The organism is Azospirillum sp. SYSU D00513, from assembly GCF_017356015.1.
Lineage (GTDB): Bacteria > Pseudomonadota > Alphaproteobacteria > Azospirillales > Azospirillaceae > Azospirillum.
This window is the reverse complement of record NZ_JAFIQV010000016.1, coordinates 1-17,009: the sequence shown is the minus strand read 5'-3', so window position 1 is coordinate 17,009 and position 17,009 is coordinate 1. Positions and strand designations below refer to the sequence as shown.

Annotated in this window: 13 protein-coding genes; 6 read left to right on the top strand and 7 right to left on the bottom strand. The window is 70.8% G+C overall.

The features are described 5' to 3' along the window. Nucleotides 1-266: 266 nt before the first annotated feature. Nucleotides 267-1,118 (top strand): protein phosphatase 2C domain-containing protein, encoded by an 852-nt coding sequence (locus JUB11_RS13630; RefSeq protein WP_207459098.1) that lies wholly within the window; start codon nucleotides 267-269, stop codon nucleotides 1,116-1,118. Here JUB11_RS13630 and JUB11_RS13625 read toward each other — a convergent pair. Beyond that, nucleotides 1,102-2,061 carry a DUF4384 domain-containing protein gene (locus JUB11_RS13625; protein WP_207459097.1) on the bottom strand — a complete coding sequence of 320 codons (960 nt, stop codon included), beginning with the start codon at nucleotides 2,059-2,061 and terminating at the stop codon, nucleotides 1,102-1,104. The genes JUB11_RS13630 and JUB11_RS13625 overlap by 17 nt on opposite strands. Nucleotides 2,062-2,311: 250 nt before the next feature. On the opposite strand from JUB11_RS13625, the gene JUB11_RS13620 reads away from it, so the two are divergent. The 4 genes from JUB11_RS13620 (at nucleotide 2,312) to JUB11_RS13605 (ending at nucleotide 6,511) form a co-directional block, all read left to right on the top strand. After that, entirely contained in the window at nucleotides 2,312-3,910 is a 1,599-nt protein-coding gene (locus tag JUB11_RS13620) for a DegQ family serine endoprotease (protein ID WP_247887033.1), read from the top strand. A 115-nt stretch (nucleotides 3,911-4,025) separates the two neighbouring features. Beyond that, complete coding sequence (locus JUB11_RS13615) at nucleotides 4,026-4,715, top strand: response regulator transcription factor (protein ID WP_207459194.1); 690 nt, start codon at nucleotides 4,026-4,028, stop codon at nucleotides 4,713-4,715. Beyond that, the gene (locus tag JUB11_RS13610) at nucleotides 4,715-6,211 is read left to right on the top strand and encodes an ATP-binding protein (RefSeq protein WP_207459096.1); all 1,497 of its coding nucleotides are present in this window, start codon (nucleotides 4,715-4,717) and stop codon (nucleotides 6,209-6,211) included. The genes JUB11_RS13615 and JUB11_RS13610 overlap by 1 nt, the downstream gene beginning before the upstream one ends. A gap of 78 nt (nucleotides 6,212-6,289) precedes the next feature. Continuing rightward, nucleotides 6,290-6,511 carry a hypothetical protein gene (locus JUB11_RS13605; protein WP_207459095.1) on the top strand — a complete coding sequence of 74 codons (222 nt, stop codon included), beginning with the start codon at nucleotides 6,290-6,292 and terminating at the stop codon, nucleotides 6,509-6,511. 63 nt (nucleotides 6,512-6,574) lie between these two features. Here the strand turns inward: JUB11_RS13605 and JUB11_RS13600 are convergent, their stop codons facing one another. The 6 genes from JUB11_RS13600 to JUB11_RS13575 form a co-directional block, all read right to left on the bottom strand. Further along, nucleotides 6,575-8,308, bottom strand: a complete 1,734-nt coding sequence (locus JUB11_RS13600; RefSeq protein ID WP_247887032.1) for an ATP-binding protein — start codon at nucleotides 8,306-8,308, stop codon at nucleotides 6,575-6,577. Next, entirely contained in the window at nucleotides 8,305-9,855 is a 1,551-nt protein-coding gene (locus tag JUB11_RS13595) for an ATPase domain-containing protein (RefSeq protein ID WP_247887031.1), read from the bottom strand. The genes JUB11_RS13600 and JUB11_RS13595 overlap by 4 nt, the downstream gene beginning before the upstream one ends. Before the next feature lie 147 nt (nucleotides 9,856-10,002). Beyond that, complete coding sequence (locus JUB11_RS13590) at nucleotides 10,003-11,184, bottom strand: HPP family protein (RefSeq protein WP_207459093.1); 1,182 nt, start codon at nucleotides 11,182-11,184, stop codon at nucleotides 10,003-10,005. Nucleotides 11,185-11,575: 391 nt separating this feature from the next. After that, nucleotides 11,576-13,090: a multicopper oxidase domain-containing protein gene (locus JUB11_RS13585; RefSeq protein WP_207459092.1), complete on the bottom strand. Its 1,515-nt coding sequence runs from the start codon at nucleotides 13,088-13,090 to the stop codon at nucleotides 11,576-11,578. Between the two features lie 11 nt (nucleotides 13,091-13,101). Next, complete coding sequence (locus JUB11_RS13580; RefSeq protein WP_207459091.1) at nucleotides 13,102-14,811, bottom strand: GMC family oxidoreductase; 1,710 nt, start codon at nucleotides 14,809-14,811, stop codon at nucleotides 13,102-13,104. Between the two features lie 9 nt (nucleotides 14,812-14,820). Next, the gene (locus JUB11_RS13575; protein WP_207459090.1) at nucleotides 14,821-15,426 is read right to left on the bottom strand and encodes a sugar dehydrogenase complex small subunit; all 606 of its coding nucleotides are present in this window, start codon (nucleotides 15,424-15,426) and stop codon (nucleotides 14,821-14,823) included. A 271-nt stretch (nucleotides 15,427-15,697) separates the two neighbouring features. Between JUB11_RS13575 and JUB11_RS13570 the strand changes: the two genes are divergently transcribed. After that, nucleotides 15,698-16,801, top strand: coding sequence for an AI-2E family transporter (locus JUB11_RS13570; RefSeq protein WP_207459089.1), 1,104 nt, complete (start codon nucleotides 15,698-15,700; stop codon nucleotides 16,799-16,801). Nucleotides 16,802-17,009: the final 208 nt, after the last annotated feature.

Here is a 17,009-nt window from a genome sequence, read left to right as displayed (position 1 = left end):
GGAGCGGGAACGGCCAGTGTCGCCTTCAGGCCGGCCCGCGAGTAGCTGTGAAACCTAACAGGGCGGTGACCGGTTCCCCGGCGGCACCGGATGCCCGTGAGTCCGGCCATCGCGTCCGGCCATGCCCGTCTTCCCGCTGGGCATGCGACGCTGTATCTTTGTCGGCGCCTGGAGCATCATCGGAGGCGACGGGTGCGCGGGCCTTTCCCTGCCGCGCCCTGGAACGTCCAGATTCCCCGCCAGCACCGCCGGAGCCGCCTTTCCTCATGCCGCAGACCGCCTGTCAGATGAGCGCCTCCGGACAGACGGACGTCGGGCGGGTTCGGGCGCGCAACGAGGATTACTGGAGCCTGGAGGCGGACATCGGCCTGGCACTCGTCTGCGATGGTATGGGCGGCCATGCCGGCGGCGACGTCGCGAGCCGGACCGCGGCCGCGACCATCTGCGCCTCGGTGCGTGCCCACCTCCGCGAACGGCTTCTCGGCGGGGCCGGGGGCCGCGGAATGCCCGACGGCGAGACCGCCGCCGCCATCGTCCAGGCGGCCGTGCGGTCGGCGAACCGCCGGCTCCACGCGCTGAACCGGGAGAGGGGCTTTCCCGAAGGGCGCGGCATGGGCACGACGGTGGCGGGGTTGTGGCGGCTGCCGGGCAGCGACCGGCTGATCGCCTTTCACGCCGGGGATAGCCGCCTGTACCGCCTGCGCGACGGCGAGCTGGCCCAGCTCACGCGCGACCACAGCCTGTACCAGATGTGGCTGGACGGCGGCGCCGAGGGCACGGCGCCGCCCAAGAACATCATCGTGCGCGCGCTGGGCACGGGTGCCAAGGTCGAGCCGGAGATCGCCGTCCACGCCGTCGCGGCGGGCGACCTCTATCTGCTCTGCTCCGACGGGCTGAACGCCATGCTTCCGGACGAGGCGATCCGCCTGTTGCTGCTGCGGTCCGCCAATTCGCCGGCAAGCGCGCCGGCGGGTCAGGACGAAAAGGGGCTGGAGAGCGCCTGCGCCACGCTGATCGAAGCGGCGAACCAGGCCGGGGGACAGGACAACGTCACCGTGCTGCTGGTCCGCTTCGACCGGCCCGTCTCCGACGCCGACCCGGTCACGGAGGCGCTGTGACGAGGAAGAGCGCGGCGGCGACCGGGGAGAGCGATTCGCCCTCCACCCCGGCCGCGCGCAGGGCGCGCCGCAGCTCGGGCAGATAGTCGGCGATCGGTTCGGCTTCCGGGCGCGGGGCCGTGAAGAGCGGCGTCCCGCTGGCGACGGCCACGATCAGCTCCTGACCATAGGGCGGGCCGACGCTCCAGTGGCGTCCGGTGGCCGTCTGGTCGCCCAGGCGCCGCACGCTCCCCGCCTCCATCCGTCCGCTGGTCTCCAGCGGGTTCGGGAGGAGATGGACCACGTTTCCGTCCGAACCGTAGAAATCCACCTGCACATGCGCCGGGAAGTCCGGCGCCTCGATCTCGAAGCGCAGCCGATCGCCGCCCTTGAAGCTCCGCTCGCCCGACGCGGTGCGGATGACCAGCGGCGGCGAGCGGCGGAGGTTCGCGGCCCGCGCGTCGGCCAGCACGGCAAGCGGCTCGCAGAAGGCGGCACCGATGGCGGCGACGGACAGGCTGTGCGGGTGCCCCGGCGCGTGCCGGTCGAGAATCGGCCGGACCCGCGCGCCGGCGCCGTCCCCGGCATCACCTCGGGCATCACCTTCCGCATCGCCCGCGGCTCCGTCGTCCCAGGCGTTGCCGGAGACGACGAGCAGGCCGTCCTCCCGCCGCTCCAACTCGATCACCGCGCAGCGCAGCCCGGCGAGTTCGGCCCTCAGCGCCGCGAGGTCGAGTTTCGTCACGGACACCGGCGCGGCGGCATCGGCCGGGGCGCCGCCCGGATCGGCGGTGATGGGCTGAACCGCGGCCTCCGTCTCCGCTTCCGCTGCCTGCGCCGCAGGCCAGCCGCCAGCATCGCCCAGGAAGGGCAGGAGGAGGGCGGCCAGCGCGAGCGCGCGCCGGCACCGTTCCGGGGATCCGGGCGCGCCGCCCCGCTCCAGCATCCAGCTCTCCTGCGGCACTCCGTCATCCTCGCACACAAGCGTCGGCGCCACTGTACCCTGCCGCGACGGGCGGGCCAACGTAAGTTGTTGAAATCGTTCCACGGGCCAGCGCCGGATTCCGGCCGTTCCATTCCTGAAAAATCTTTAATGCCCCGGCAAGGCGGCGGTCAGGGGAGATCCCCTACTTAAGGGCGCAAGGCCGGTTCAGCCGGTCCATCCGGATCGCCAGACCTCATCGCAGATCCCATTGCAAGACACGGAGCGCCCCATGACCGCCGGCCACAACGCCGACTTCACCGACGCCACCACCGCCGCTGCCTCGGCCATGTCCCCGCGCCGGCGGCTGCGCCGGACCCTCGCGGCGCTGATGCTCGGCACGACCATGCTGGCCGGCCCTGTCGGCATCGCCGCCGTCGCGACCTCCCACGAAGCCTCGGCCCAGGCCGTCATCACCCAGGAAGCGCCGGGAAGCTTCGCCGAACTCGCCGCCAGGGTGTCGCCCGCCGTCGTCAACATCTCCACCACCCGCACGGCCGAGGCCGGGCGTGGCCCCGCCATGCCGCCGGGCTTCCCGCCGGGCACCCCCTTCGAGGAGTTCTTCCGCCAGTTCCGCCAGGGTCCGGAAGGTGGTCCGGAGGGTGGTCCGGAGGGTGGCCCGAACGGCGCGCCGGAGGACGGGGAGGGGCAGCAGGGCGGCAAGGTCGGCGCGCTCGGCTCCGGCTTCATCATTGATGCCTCGGGCTATGTCGTGACCAACAACCACGTCATCGACGGCGCCGACGAGATCGAGGTCACGCTCCAGGACGGAACGCAGCTTCCGGCCAAGCTGATCGGCCGCGACGCCAAGACCGACATCGCCCTGCTGAAGGTGGAGCCCGCGGCGCCGCTGCCGGCCCTCGAATGGGGCGACAGCGACAAGGCCCGCGTCGGCGACTGGGTGCTGGCCGTCGGCAACCCCTTCGGGCTGGGCGGCACGGTGACCAAGGGCATCGTCTCGGCGCGCGGCCGCGACATCCACAGCGGCCCCTACGACGACTTCCTCCAGCTCGACGCCGCCATCAACCGCGGCAATTCGGGCGGCCCGACCTTCACGATGGACGGGCGGGTTCTGGGCATCAACACGGCCATATATTCGCCCAACGGCGGCTCGGTCGGCATCGGCTTCGCCATCCCGGCGAACCTCGCCAAGAACGTCGTGGCCCAGCTCAAGGAGAGCGGCCGGGTCGAGCGCGGCTGGCTCGGCGTGAAGATCCAGGCGGTCACCCCGGACATCGCGGAGAGCGTCGGGCTTACCGAGGCCAAGGGGGCGCTCGTCGCCGACGTGACGGCGGGCAGCCCCGCCGCCCGCGCCGGCCTGCGCCAGGGCGACGTGATCCTCGGCTACGACGGCAAGCCGGTCCGCGAGCTGCGCGACCTGACCCGCCGCGTCGCCGACACCAAACCCGGCGGCAAGGCCGAGCTGACGGTGGTGCGCCAGGGCCGGGAGCAGACGGTCACCGCCTCCATCGACGCGCTGCCGTCCGAGCCGCAGCAGGTCGCGGCGGCCGAAACCGCGCCACAGGCCGAGGCGGTGGAGCCGGTGCAGGGCCTCAGGCTGGCGCCGCTCGATCCCGCCGCGCGCGCCCGCCTCGGCCTCGGCGAGGGCGTCACCGGCGTGGTGGTGACCGGCCTGACGGAGAAGGCCGGCGAGACGCCGGTCCGGCCGGGCGACGTGATCGTGCAGGTCGGGGGCGAGGCGGTGAAGACGCCGGCCGAGCTGTCGGGCCGGATCGCCGACGCCGCCAAGTCCGGCCGCAAGAGCGTGCTGATGCTGGTCAACCGTAGGGGGGCCGAGAACTTCGTCGCCTTCAAGCTCGGTCAAGCCTGACCCGCCTGGCGTTCATGGTCGGCCCGGCCCCCTCCGCCCCATCCGGCGGAGGGAGCCGGGCCAGTTTCCCCGTGCCGGCTTGGCCCGGGGCGTCGGGGAGTCTACATTCATGGACATGAAGGTACTGGTCATCGAAGACGACCGGCAGGCCGCCTCCTATCTCGCCAAGGGGCTGAAGGAGGCGGGCCATGTCGTCGACGTCGCCAACGACGGCAAGGAGGGGCTCTTCCTCGCCGGGTCGGAGCATTACGACGTGCTGATCGTGGACCGCATGCTGCCCGGTCGCGACGGGCTGTCGCTGGTCGAGATCCTGCGGGCGACGGGGAACGACACGCCCGTCCTGTTCCTGTCGGCGCTCGGCAGCGTGGACGACCGGGTGAAGGGGCTGCGGGCGGGCGGCGACGACTACCTGACCAAGCCCTTCGCCTTTTCCGAGCTGCTCGCCCGGATCGAGGTGCTGGGCCGCCGGCGCGGCGGAAGCGGCCAGCCCCAGACCAAGCTGACCGTCGCCGATCTGGAGATGGACCTGCTGTCGCGCTCCGTCCGCCGCGCCGCCAGGCCGATCGAGCTTCTGCCGCGCGAGTTCAGCCTGCTGGAATATCTCATGCGCAACGCCGGCAGCGTCGTCACCCGGACCATGCTGCTGGAGAATGTCTGGGACTATCACTTCGACCCGCAGACCAACGTCATCGACGTGCACATCGCCCGGCTGCGGCAGAAGATCGACAAGGACTTCCCCCAGCCGCTGATCCACACGGTGCGCGGGGCGGGCTACAGCCTGCGCGCGCCCGAGCCGGCGGCCTGATGGCCGGCCGGCGCTTCGCCCTTCCGCCTCTCGCCTTTCCGCGCCTGCCGGCCGGGATGCGGCTGCTGCGCACGACCCCCTTCCGGTTGGCGCTGCTCTATGTCGGGCTGTTCGTCCTGTCGGTCGGCGTCATCCTGCTGGTGGTCTACCGCACGACCGCCGGCTTCCTGGAGCAGGAGATCGGAGACACCATCGCCGCCGAGGTGGCCGGCCTCCAGGAGCAGTACCAGCGCCGCGGCCTCCAGGGGCTGGCGGAGGTGGTGCGCGGCCGCAGCGGCATCCCCCACACCAATTCGCTGTACCTGCTGACCACCCCCGACGGCAAGGTGCTGGCCGGCAACCTGTCGGGCTGGCCGCCCCTGCCGCCGGGCCAGCTCTTCGATTCCACGGACTGGGTCCATTTCAAGGTCGCCGACAATGTCGGCGTCGCCGACCGCCCCTCCACCGCGAAGGCCGCCACCTTCACGCTTCCCGGCCAGTTCCGCCTGCTGGTCGGCCGCGACATGAGCGAACTCGACCAGATGCGCGAGCGCATGGTCGCCTCGCTCGGCTGGATCGTCGGCGTCACCATCCTGCTGGCGCTCGGCGGCGGGCTGCTGCTCAGCCGCGGTGCCATGCACCGGATCGAGATGATCAACCGCACGACGCGGCAGATCATGTCCGGCGACCTCGGCGGCCGAGTGCCGCCGGGCAGCGGCGGGGACGAGCTGGACCGGCTGGCCCAGAACCTCAACGCCATGCTCGACCAGATCGAACGGCTGATGACCGGCATGCGGCAGGTGACGGAGAGCGTCGCCCACGACCTGCGCACGCCGCTGACCCGCCTGCGCTCGCGCATCGAGCTGGCGCTGATACAGGAGACGGACGACGACGCCGTCTACCGCGCCGTGCTCCAGGACACCATCGCCGAGGCCGACCGGCTGCTGGCGACCTTCGCGGCGCTGCTCTCCATCGCCGAAGCCGAGTCCGGCGCCAAGCGCACGGACTTCGTCCCGGTCGCCCTGGCGGAGGTGGTCGCGCTCGCCGCCGACCTGTACGAGCCGGTGGCGGAGGAGCGGGGCCAGACCCTGTCCATCGCCATCCGGGGCGAGCCGACCGTGCGCGGCAACGGCCAGCTCCTGGCGCAGGCCCTGTCCAACCTGCTCGACAACGCCATCAAATACACGCCCGAGGGCGGGCGCATCGCGCTGGAGCTGCATGGCGCCGCCCCCGGCCAGGCGGCGCGCATCACCGTCGCCGACGACGGGCCGGGCATCCCCGAGGAGATGCGGGGCGAGGTGCTGCGCCGCTTCGTCCGGCTCGACGCCTCGCGCGCCTCGCCTGGCAACGGGCTTGGCCTCAGCCTCGTGGAGGCGGTGGCCCATCTGCATGGCGCCAGCCTGCTGCTGGAGGACAACCGGCCCGGCCTGCGCATCAGCATCCTCCTGCCGCCGGAGGCCGCCGCGGAAGGCGCTTCCGGAACCGGCGGTGCCGGCGCGCCCGCGCGGGCCGCCTGAACCGGTGGGGAAGGCCGGAACCTCCGGCCGGCGTTCCGGTTGAGCCCTCCACCGATACGAGCGAAGGAGGAACCGGCCATGGCCGAGGACCGCACCGAGTATCACCGCAGCGGCGGCGACACGAGCCAGCCGCACGGCACCAAGGGGCCGAACACGGACAAGAATCCGGACAGCCCGCGCGTGAACAACCTGCCCGGCGTCCAGCAGGAGGCCGAGCACAGCACCAACCCGACCAACCCCGTGAAGATCAGCCCCAGCCACGGCTCCGGCGCCCCCGGCCGCATGCCCGGCGAGGGCTGAGGCCGGCGATCCGCGAGGCCCCGCTTTCCCTGCGGGCGGCGGGGCCTCGCCCGCCGGCACGATTCATTCGCCCGGCATGCGCTCCAGCGCCGGATTGGAGGCCGCCAGCATTGACGCCACCTTGGCGGTCAGGCTGTCGAGCGCCACCGGCTTGCTAAGGAGTTGCGTGCCTGCCCCCAGCGCTTCATCGTCCATCCCCGCCCCGTGGGCGTAGCCGGTCAGGAAGAGCACCTTCAATCCGGGCCGCAGGCGCCGCGCCATCTCCGCCACCTGCCGGCCGTTCATGCCGGGCAGCCCGACGTCCGTGGTCAGCAGGTCGATGGGGGCCGCCGATTCCAGGATGCTCAGCGCGGAGGGTCCGTCCTCGGCCTCCAGCACGTCGTATCCCCGTTCCTGGAGCGTGTCGGCTATGACCATGCGGACGAGGGCCTCGTCCTCCACGACGAGGATCGTCCTCGCCACGGGCATCCCGGCGGGCGGGGCGTCCGGTCCGTCGCCGGCCGCGCCGTCCATCTCCGCCGGCCCCGCGACGGGACCGCTGTGCAGGGGCAGGTAGAGCGTCACCGTCGTGCCCTCGCCGACGGCGGTGGCGATGCGGATGTGGCCGCCCGACTGGTGGACGAAACCGTGGAGCTGGCTCAGCCCCAGCCCCGTTCCCTGGCCGACCGGCTTCGTCGTGAAGAAGGGCTCGAAGGCCTGCTCCAGCACGTCCGGCGTCATGCCCATGCCCGTGTCGGTCACGGACAGCAGCGCGTAACGCCCCGGCTCCACCCCGGCCTCGGCCGCGGCGGCGGTCTCCCGCAGGTCGGCGTTCGCCGTCCGGATGGTGATGCGCCCGCCGTCCGGCATGGCGTCGCGGGCGTTGATTGCCAGGTTGAGCAGCGTGTTCTCAAGCTGGTTCGCATCGACCCACGAGGCCCACAGGCCGGTCTCGGCAATGATCTCCACCGTGACCGGAAGGCCGACGGACCGCCGGATCAGATCCTCCATTCCCGCCACCACGGCGTTCAGGTCCACCGCCTTGGGCTGGAGCGGCTGGCGCCGGGAAAAGGCGAGCAGCCGCTGGGTCAGGGCGGCGGCGCGGTCGACGGACTGCCGGGCCGCCCGCGTGTAGGGCTCCAGCTCCGCCGCTCCCGGGGAGGATCCGGACAGGACCCGCCGCTCGATCAGCTCCAGGCTGCCGCTGATCGCCTGGAGCAGGTTGTTGAAATCATGGGCCACGCCGCCGGTGAGCTGGCCGACCGCCTCCATCTTCTGCGACTGGCGCAGCTTCTCCTCGGCGCCGAGCTTTTCCGCGACCTCTTCCGCGACGCGCCGCTCCAGCGTCGCGTTGAGGTCGTGAAGCTCCTTGAGCCGCGCGCGGGCCTCATACTGCCGGCGGCGGCCGCGGAGTGCGGTCAGGGCGGCGCTCACGAAGGTCGCGGGATGGAACGGCCGTTCCAGGAATCCGGCGTTGCCCAGCAGGTCCTGCAGCCGTGCCAGCGCCGGGTTGCGCTCCAGACCTCCGCCGCGGCTGGTCAGCACGATGAAGGGAAAGTCCGACCAGGGCGGCTGCCGCCCCACCCAGCCGGCCAGCGCGTGCAGATCGGCCGTCCGGACATCCTCGTCGGCGAGGACCGCCAGGCCCGCCCCCAGCTCCAGCTCCCGCAAGAGGCCGCCGAGGTCCGCGCAGGCCTCGGCCGCCAGCCCGGCTTCGCGCAGGATCGAGGCCGCGATGGTGGCATCGCGCCCGCGCGAGGCGAGGATCAGGACGCGTTCGGGCGATGCGGACTCGCCGGCTTCGGACAAGGGCGTCAATCCCCTTCATCCCCGGGCCCGGGCCCGGGGCCGGGTGCGAGTGCGGATGCGGCCCTGAATCCGGGTCCGTCATGGCCGACCCAGGTGGGCACGCCGCGCAGGACGCCCTGGAAATCCTGAAGCGGCTCGCCGATGGCGATGCCGCCGCCGCCGATCCGGAATTCCCGGATCGTGCTTTCGTGCGCGCCGCTCCGCTTCTTGATCACCGAGATCGCCCGGCGCACCTCGCCGATCGCCTCGAAATAGCGCAGCAGCAGCACCGTGTCGGCAAGATAGGTCATGTCCACGGGCGATTTCATGTCCCCGACCAGCCCATGCTGGGCCACGGTGAGGAAGGTCGTGGCCCCCTGCCGGTTCAGATACTGAAGCAACTCGTGCATGTGCAGGATGAGGAATCTTTCGTCCGGCATCGCGGTCTGATAGCCGTTCAGGCTGTCGATCACGACCGTCCTGACGCCCGAACGGTCCACACGGTCCCGGACCTTGTGCGCGAACTCGCCGGGCGACAGCTCCGCGGCGTCCACCTGCTCGATGAACAGGTTCCCGCCTTCCCGCATCCCATCCAGATCCATGCCCATTGCCCTGGCACGCTCCGTCATGAGGCCGAGTTCCTCCTCGAAGACGAACAGGGCGGCGCGCTCGCCGCGCTCCACGGCCGAGGCCGCGAAGCGCAGGGTGAACAGGGACTTGCCGGTCCCCGACGGGCCGAGGATGACGGCGCTCGTTCCACGCTCGACGCCGCCGCCGAGCAGGGAGTCCAGCTCGCCGATGCCGCTGGTCAGGGGCTCGCGGGCGAAGTCGGTCTTGTGCTCGGCCGCGACAAGGCGCGGGAAAGCGGTGACGCCCCCCTTGCCGATGGTGAAATCATGGTAGCCGCCCCGGTAGGCCTGGCCGCGGTACTTGACGACGCGCAGCCGCCGCCGCTCGGCGCCGTAATCGGGCGACAGCTCCTCCAGCCGCACCACCCCGTGCGCCACGCTGTGCACGGTCTTGTCGTTCGGGTCGGCCGTCATGTCGTCCAGCAGCAGCACGGTGGCGCCATAACGGGTGAAATAATGCTTCAGCGCGAGGATCTGGCGGCGGTAGCGCAGCGATCCCTGGGCGAGCAGCCGAATTTCGGACAGGCTGTCCAGAACGACGCGTGACGGCCTGACCCGCTCCACCGCTTCGAAGATCAGCCGCGTCGTCTCGCCGAGTTCCAGGTCCGATGAATAGAGCAGGCTCTGCTGCTGGTCGCTGTCCAGAAGGCTTTCGGGCGGCACGAGTTCGAACACCTCGATCCCGTCCAGGCCCCAGCCGTGCGAGGCGGCGCCGTCGATCAGCTCCTGCGCCGTTTCCGACAGGGTGATGTAGAGCCCCCGCTCGCCCCGCGCCGCCCCCTCCAGCAGGAATTGCAGCGCGACCGTGGTCTTGCCGGTGCCCGGATTGCCCTCGAGCAGGTAGAAGCGTCCGCGCGTGAGGCCGCCGGACAGCACGTCGTCAAGGCCGGGGACGCCGGTGCGGGCCTTGCCGGCAGGAGCAAGGGGCGGGGTGGAGGTCGGGGGCAAGGGCAGTTTCCATATCCAAAAAAACGCGGGTAAGCATCGGAGATGGAGAGTGCCGTCGGACCGACCAACCCGGTGCGGCATGCTATATCCAAACGGCCTGAACCGGACAGGTTAATCGGTGCCCGGCACCTTGATCGCTCCGGCCCGTCACGCCACGAAACGCTCGTTCAGCCGGCCCTGGTAGAGCCCGGCGACGAGGTCCGATTGGGTCACGACCCCCACGAGCTTTCCGGCTTCGTCCACGACGGGGATCTGGTGCAGCCGCAGGCTGGACATCAGCGGGACCAGCTCGGCGATGGGTTTGCCGCCGGGCGCCGTTCGGACCGGCTGCGTCATGATGTCGGCGGCGACGCGCGACCGGCCGATGCGCGCCGGAACCGCGCGGCCCAGCAGGCGGCGCAGGCCCGCCAGCACGCTTTCGCGCGGGCTCCAGTTGGCGTGGGTCAGGAAGTCGGTCTGGGTGACGATGCCGACCACCCGGCGCTCCGCGTCGATGACGGGAACGGCCTTGACCTGGTGCCGGCGCATCCGGTTCCAGACCTGCTGGACCTCCTCGTCCGCTCTCACGGCGACCACGTCGCGCGACATGATGTCGGCGCAGGTGATCTCGCCGAAGCGCCGGTGGTAGGCCTTCATCTCCGCCTGGCGGAACAGGCTGTCGAGATCGTCCCGGCTGATGTCGAGCACCTGGTTGTATTGCTTCAGCACCTCGTCCAGATCGGCGGAGGTGAAGCCGATCCGCTCGCCCGGGGGCGCGTCGGCGGTGGTCCGGACGGGCGCCGGTTCGGCCTGGTGCGGGTAGCGGCGCCGGGTCAGGTTGTTGAAGAGGATGGCGACGGACAGGATGATGACGGAATTCAGCAGGACCGGCGCCAGCACGAAGCCGTAGCCCTGGGCGTGCACCGCCGGCCCGCCGAGCACCGCCGTGAGCGCCACGGCACCGCTCGGCGGGTGCAGGCAGCGCAGCGCGAACATCAGCCCGATGGCGACGGAGGCGGCGGCGGCGGCGGCGATGAACGGATCCCCGATCCAGCGGGCGCAGGTCACGCCGACCAGCGCCGCCGTCAGGTTGCCGCCGATGATCGACCAGGGCTGCGCCAGCGGGCTCGCCGGGGCGGCGAAGAGCAGCACCGCCGACGCCCCCATCGGCGCGATCAGCAGCGGCCAGTCGGCCCCCGGCCCGACCGCCGCGCGCGTCGCCAGCCCGGTCGCGAGCAGCCCGACCAGCGCACCGAGGCAGGCGCGCAGCCGTTCGGTCCAGTTCACGTTCATCGGGGAAGGGGCGAAGCTGAGGAACCAGCGTTTCCGGGCGTCGCGTGCTGCTGTCACCTGTGGAACTCCGGAATGTCCTGCGGGGGCGCCCGATGAGCGGCGCCGGATTGGGAAGTTTAGCGACCCGGCGCGGGATCGCCACGGTCTGATGCCGGTATTTTGTGCGCCATGCGGAAAATCTAGGCTTGAGCTTGCCCATTGTCTAACCATTCCGGGGCATTCCAGCCTTGCGCCGGGAAGGAGGGGACGGCGGAGCGTAAAGCGACCGCGCTCCCGCCCGTGCTGCACTGCAAAGAAAAAGCCCGCCTCCGAGAGGCGGGCTTCAAGTCGACTATCAGCGAGAATGACTCCTTGGCTTCCCACTTCAAATAGAGCGCCGGAGTCCCGCGAACAGTCAGGAAAGCGGATTAACGCCAACGTCTAGGAGCGAACACGGATCCGGTTCCCGTCACGTCACGGTGATGGCCTGCATCATGCCCATGTCCTCGTGCTGCAAGGTGTGGCAGTGGAAGACGAAGGTGCCGCGGAAGTCCGCGAAGCGGGTGCGGAAGCGCACGCGCTTGTTCGGCGGCAACTCCACGGTGTCGAGCCACAACCCCGGCTCCACGAGGCCGCCGGACAGCATCTGGAACGGGTTCACGTGGATGTGGAAGGGGTGGATCTCGTTGGTCTGGTTGTAGATCTCCCACTCCTCGACGGCGCCCAGCGGGATCTCCCAGGGATCCCGGCAGGTGAAGGGAACGCCATTGATGGTGTAGGTCGGGTGCGGTGGGCCGCCGGTCATCCCGAACTCCAGCCGCCGGCCCATGGTGACCTCCTCGTCCCGGATCGGCTCCAGCGCGCGGTAGGAGGGCAGGGCGCCGGTGAAGAGGACCTGGTCCAGGGCCGGCGCCTCGTGCACCACGATCGTGAACAGCGTCCCGATGTTGGGGCCGCCGTCCACGGCGTAGCGGCCCGCCCGTTGCGGCGCCCGCACCAGAAGGTCGGCGCGGTTGCCGGGGACCAGCCGCATCGGGCCGGTCAGGGCCTTGGCCGCCGGCAGCGGGTTGCCGTCGGTGCAGAGGAGCGCGGTGCCCATGACATCCGGCGGCGCCAGCCACAGGGACCGGTCGTGCGTCGCGTTGACGACCCGCCAGCGCTGCACCTCGCCCGGCTTCATGGTGAGGACGGGCTGGAGCTGGGCGTTGACGTAGGTCGGGCCGGACTGCTCCAGCAGCGCTTCCCGCTCGCAGGTGCCGTCCGGGTCCACCGTCTGGCTCTGCACCATCAGGACCACCTCGCGGGCGGCCCTGATCTCGGGGATGTCGTCCACCGCCCCTTCGACGATCAGGCAGCCGGCCATGCCGCTCGACACCTGCAGGGCGACCGAGCCGTGATGGTGCGCGTGGTACCAGTAGGTCCCCGGCGGATGGTCCGCCGGAATTTGGTAGGCGTAGCGGTAGTCGCTGGGGAGCGTCTGTTTTTTCTCCAGGCCGCTCACCGGCTTCGGCGCCAGGGTCAGCAGGATGTCGTCGCCCGGCTGCATCGGCGAGACGTGCAGCCCGTGCAGGTGCATGTTCGTCGCGTTGAAGGCATGCGGGACGTTCTCGCGGTCCGGACGCGTCGTGCAGGTTCCCTCCACCGCTTCCCAGGGCAGGTCGTTGTGCAGGTGCAGGCGAAGCTCGTCGCCGGCCCGCAGCCGCAGCGTGCGCCCGACCGGCAGCCCGTCGTAGCCGCGCAGGTGGACGGGCCGCCCGGCGAGGTCGTGCCGGGCGTAACGGGCATGGATGTCGGTCGCGAGCAGCCGGTTCTTCGACCGGACCTCGTGCGGCTGGGCCAGCGGCTGGCCGGTGACGGGAAGCCCGTCCGCCGCCCGGCCCTTGGCCGGGCGGTTGAGAAGGAGCATCGTCCCGGCGCCTGCTGCGGCGGCCGCCGCGCAGAGCCCGCCTTCCAGCAGGGCGCGGCGGCTGATGGAGAAGGTCATGGTTCCCCCCTTCACGCGAGCGACGTCGCGACGATGTGGTCGGTCGCCCGCAGGGCGAGCGCGGCCAGCGTCAGCGAGGGCGAGCAGATCGAGATGGTCGGGTAGGCCGAGGTGCCGACGATGAAGAGGTTCCCGTGGTCGTGGCTCTGGCAGTAGCTGTTCACCACGGAGGTCTTCGGGTTCTCGCCCATCACGGCGGTGCCGCCGAGGATCGCGTAATCGACCGTCAGCTGCGTGTTGTCCGGCCCGTCCTTGCCCATGCAGTCCAGCGGCGAGGTGATGTCCCTCGCCCCCATGTTGCGCAGGATGTCCCGGTCGCGCTCGGCCGCGGCCTTCCAGCCCGCGATGGAGTATTCGTCCACGCGGAAGTCCACCTGGGGCAGCGGGATTCCGAGCGAGTCGCGCCGGCTCAGGTCCGGAACCACGCCGTTGCGCTCGTCCGGCAGCACCTCGATGGAGCTGGACAGATGCACCTGACGCGCCGTGTTCTCGCGCACCCGCTCGCTCAAGGCCGACCCGATCGTGCCCTCGTGGAGCGCCTGCATCGCCTCCTTCATCGGCCCCTGCGTCATGTCGAAGCCGCCGTTGACGATGAAGGTCGCCGCCGCCGCCCGTTGGGAGCGGAAGGCGCCGTCGCGCAGGCCCGTCACGCCGCCCGTGGCGCTGACCGGGCCGCGGAAGGGCCAGACCGGCTGCGGCGCGTAACCCATCGTGTCGGCGTCCACGTTGCACATCAGGTTGCGCCCGACGAGGTTGGAGCTGTTGGCGACGCCGCGCGCCCGCTGGTTCGTGGACATCAGCAGCAGCTTCGGCGTCTCGATGGCGTGGGCGGCGAGGATGAACAGCTTGCCCCGTGCCTCGCCCCAGCCGCCGTCGGACAGGCGGTACTGCACCGCCTTGATCCGGCCGTCGGTCCCGATCTCGACGTTGTAGACCACGCGCCCGTGCTTCAGATCGGCGCCGGCCTGCACCGCCTTGTGCACATGGACCGAGCCGTCATACTTCGCGCCGATCGGGCAGATGAAGCGGCAGCTCGCATTGCCGCAGCATTGCGGGCGGCCGTCATAGCCCTCCGGCAGCGACACGCGGGCGTGCGGGTAGCCGCCGACACCCCAGCCCAGCGGCTCCGCCGCCCGCGCGATGGAGCGGTCGAGCCAGGAGATGGGCACCGGCGGCATGGGATAGGGCGTGCTGCGCGGCGGTGCTATGGTGTCCGGCCCGCCGGCCACGCCCCAGGCCGCCTCGGCCCGGTGGTAGAAGGGCTCCAGCTCCGCGTAGGACACGGGCCAGTCCTGCCCGACGCCATAGACGCTCTTCATGCGGAAATCGTTGATCTGGAAGCGCTCGGCATGGCCCGTGAAGTGCCAGGACGCGCCGCCGACTCCACGGATGTACAGACCCTGGAACGGAGCCTGGACCCGCGGCGAATCGCCCGCCTTCGGGCCCTGCTGGCCGTAGAACGTCCAGGGTGTTTCATCGCTGGGGTAGGGCGCGTAGTGAGCCATCTCGTAGGGCGAGTTGGCGCGCTTCACAGGCTCCGAGCGGAAGCGCCGGACGGCCTCGGTGCGGTCGATGTCCGGTCCGGCCTCGAGGATCAGCACCTTGCGCTTCTGGCGCGCCAGCTCATAGGCCATCAGGCCGCCGGCGATGCCCGCGCCGATCACGACCACGTCGGCGGACAGCCGCTCGCGGGCCGGTTCGTTTTCCTGGATCGGGTTCATGTCGTCTCCTCAGGCCGGCTGGGCGCCGGTGGGCGGTTCATGCCAGTAGCCGAAGGGGCCGCCGCAGGTGGCCGAGGGCTTGGTGAAGCTCTCGCAGACCGTCCAGGCCAGCGCCTCGTCGTAGGTGATCACATGAGCGCCGTCGCTCAGCGTGCCGTAGGGCAGGGGCGAATCCGGGCAGGATGCCGGGGCGTCTTCCTTGGTGTTTTCTTTGGCGGGCACCATGCCGGTGTACCAGGTGGCGACCAGCGTCCGGGTCATCTCCCAATGGGGCGAGTCCTTGCCCAGCTTTTGCGCCAGCTCCTCGTCCGGGGTGTCCAGCGCGATCCGGCAGAGGTCCGCGTAGTCCTTGCCCTCCGGCAGCGCCGCCAGCGTCCGCCAGATGCTGGTGCCCAGCTGAATGTAGCTCCGGTCGAGTTCCAGCCCGCACAGCTTGGACGAAGCCGTGAGAAAGTCGTGGGGCATCATCAGCGGCTTGGACGCCGCTTCTGCCGCTTCCGCGACAGGCACAGTCGCCACGCCCGGCAGGGCCGCCACGACCGCCGCGCCCGCCAGCCCGGCCAGCAGCTCGCGCCGCGTGGCGCCGCCCTGGTCCGTCCTCGCGCCTTCCTCCATGAGCATACTCCCGCATGAAAAGACGTGTACCGTTGCCCAGGCGCTCCTACCGGCGGCTTCCGCCGGGGTAGAGCATGCGCGCGTCAGGCGTCCCTATCCAAAGTAGGTACAATTTAAGGCATATCTGGCTATGCCAGCAATAGCCATTCGGCCTGGTTCGGTCCCTGGACGGAAGAGGTCACGGGGGGCACGCTCTGACGCGGAAGCCGAGCGCCCTGCAACTCTTCGCGTCCGGTGCCGTTTCACCCGCACCAGGACGCGCGAGGATGGAATGAACGACACCGGCACGGGGGACAGGAGCGGCACGCGGCAGGCGGCCGAGCGGGCGGCGCGGATCGAGGAGGAGACGGCCGGGCGCCCGCCTGACCGGCGGATCTCGACCGAGCTGAAGATCTTCACCTGGAAGGTGCTGATCGCGGCCGGCATCGGCGCCGTGCTGTTCCTCTGCTGGCAGGTGGCCAATGCCCTGCTGCTGGTCTTCACCGGCGTGCTCTTCGCCATCCTGCTCCAGCACATGGCGCAGGGGGTGCACCGCTGGACGTGGCTGCCCCAGGGCTGGGCGCTGGGTCTCGTGCTGGTGGCGCTCGCCGGGCTGGTGGTCGGCGGCGGCTTCCTGATGGGGCAATCGCTGCTCGGCCAGTTCGGGCAGCTCAGCCAGCAGGTCAACGCCGCCATCGGGCAGCTCCCACCGGAGATCCAGGACCAGATCACCCAGCAGGGCTCTTCCGCCTCGCTGCTGTCGCGGGTGCAGTCGGTGGCGACGGGGGTGATGTCCTTCCTGGGCGACGCGGTGGTGGTGCTGTTCACCGCCATCTATCTGGCGGCCTCCCCCGGCCTGTACCGGCGCGGCGTGGTCCTGCTGGTGCCCCCGCGCGGCCACACCCGCGCGGAGGAGGTGATGGACGTGATGGGCGGGTCCTTGTGGAAATGGCTGATCGGCCAGCTCGCCTCCATGGCCGTGGTCGGGCTGCTGACCACCGGCGGCCTGCTGCTGCTCGGGATCCCCGCCGCGCCGGCCCTGGGGCTGATCGCGGCCCTGATGGAGTTCGTGCCGCTGATCGGCCCCTTCATCGCCGCCGTGCCGGCCCTGCTGATCGCCTTCGCCCAGTCGCCCAACGACGCGCTGTGGGTCGCCGGCCTCTACATCCTGATCCAGCAGATCGAGGGCAACCTCGTCCTGCCCATGATGCAGAAGCGCGTCGTGGACCTGCCCCCCGTCATCACGCTGGGCGCCATCGCCGCCGGCGGCCTTCTCTTCGGCATCCTCGGCATGTTCCTGGCGACTCCGCTGGCCGTCGTCGCCCTGGTGCTGATCAACATGCTCTACATCGAGGACAAGCTCGGCGAGGGGCGGCACTTCCCGAAGGAGGGGTGAGGGGGTTCGGGCAGGCGCAAAGGCTCAAGACGGAAATGCTACAACGCGGAAGAAGAACGCAAGGTTACGACCTGCTGGGAAAACAAGTACCTCTCCGTCGTCCCCGCAAAAGCGCATATGCGCTAACTTTGACGGCCGTTTTCTCCCTCTCCCCGCTGGGGAGAGGGCGGGGCCCAGCCCGCCAGGGCTGGGAGGGTGAGGGGGACCG

Excerpts from the sequence above, each read along its gene's own strand:
- JUB11_RS13585 (WP_207459092.1), bottom strand. The coding sequence starts at position 13,090 with ATGACCTTCTCCATCAGCCGCCGCGCCCTGCTGGAAGGCGGGCTCTGC.
- JUB11_RS13575 (WP_207459090.1), bottom strand. The coding sequence starts at position 15,426 with ATGGAGGAAGGCGCGAGGACGGACCAGGGCGGCGCCACGCGGCGCGAG.
- JUB11_RS13570 (WP_207459089.1), top strand. The coding sequence starts at position 15,698 with ATGAACGACACCGGCACGGGGGACAGGAGCGGCACGCGGCAGGCGGCC.
- JUB11_RS13580 (WP_207459091.1), bottom strand. The coding sequence starts at position 14,811 with ATGAACCCGATCCAGGAAAACGAACCGGCCCGCGAGCGGCTGTCCGCC.
- JUB11_RS13615 (WP_207459194.1), top strand. The coding sequence starts at position 4,026 with ATGAAGGTACTGGTCATCGAAGACGACCGGCAGGCCGCCTCCTATCTC.
- JUB11_RS13630 (WP_207459098.1), top strand. The coding sequence starts at position 267 with ATGCCGCAGACCGCCTGTCAGATGAGCGCCTCCGGACAGACGGACGTC.
- JUB11_RS13610 (WP_207459096.1), top strand. The coding sequence starts at position 4,715 with ATGGCCGGCCGGCGCTTCGCCCTTCCGCCTCTCGCCTTTCCGCGCCTG.
- JUB11_RS13620 (WP_247887033.1), top strand. The coding sequence starts at position 2,312 with ATGACCGCCGGCCACAACGCCGACTTCACCGACGCCACCACCGCCGCT.
- JUB11_RS13605 (WP_207459095.1), top strand. The coding sequence starts at position 6,290 with ATGGCCGAGGACCGCACCGAGTATCACCGCAGCGGCGGCGACACGAGC.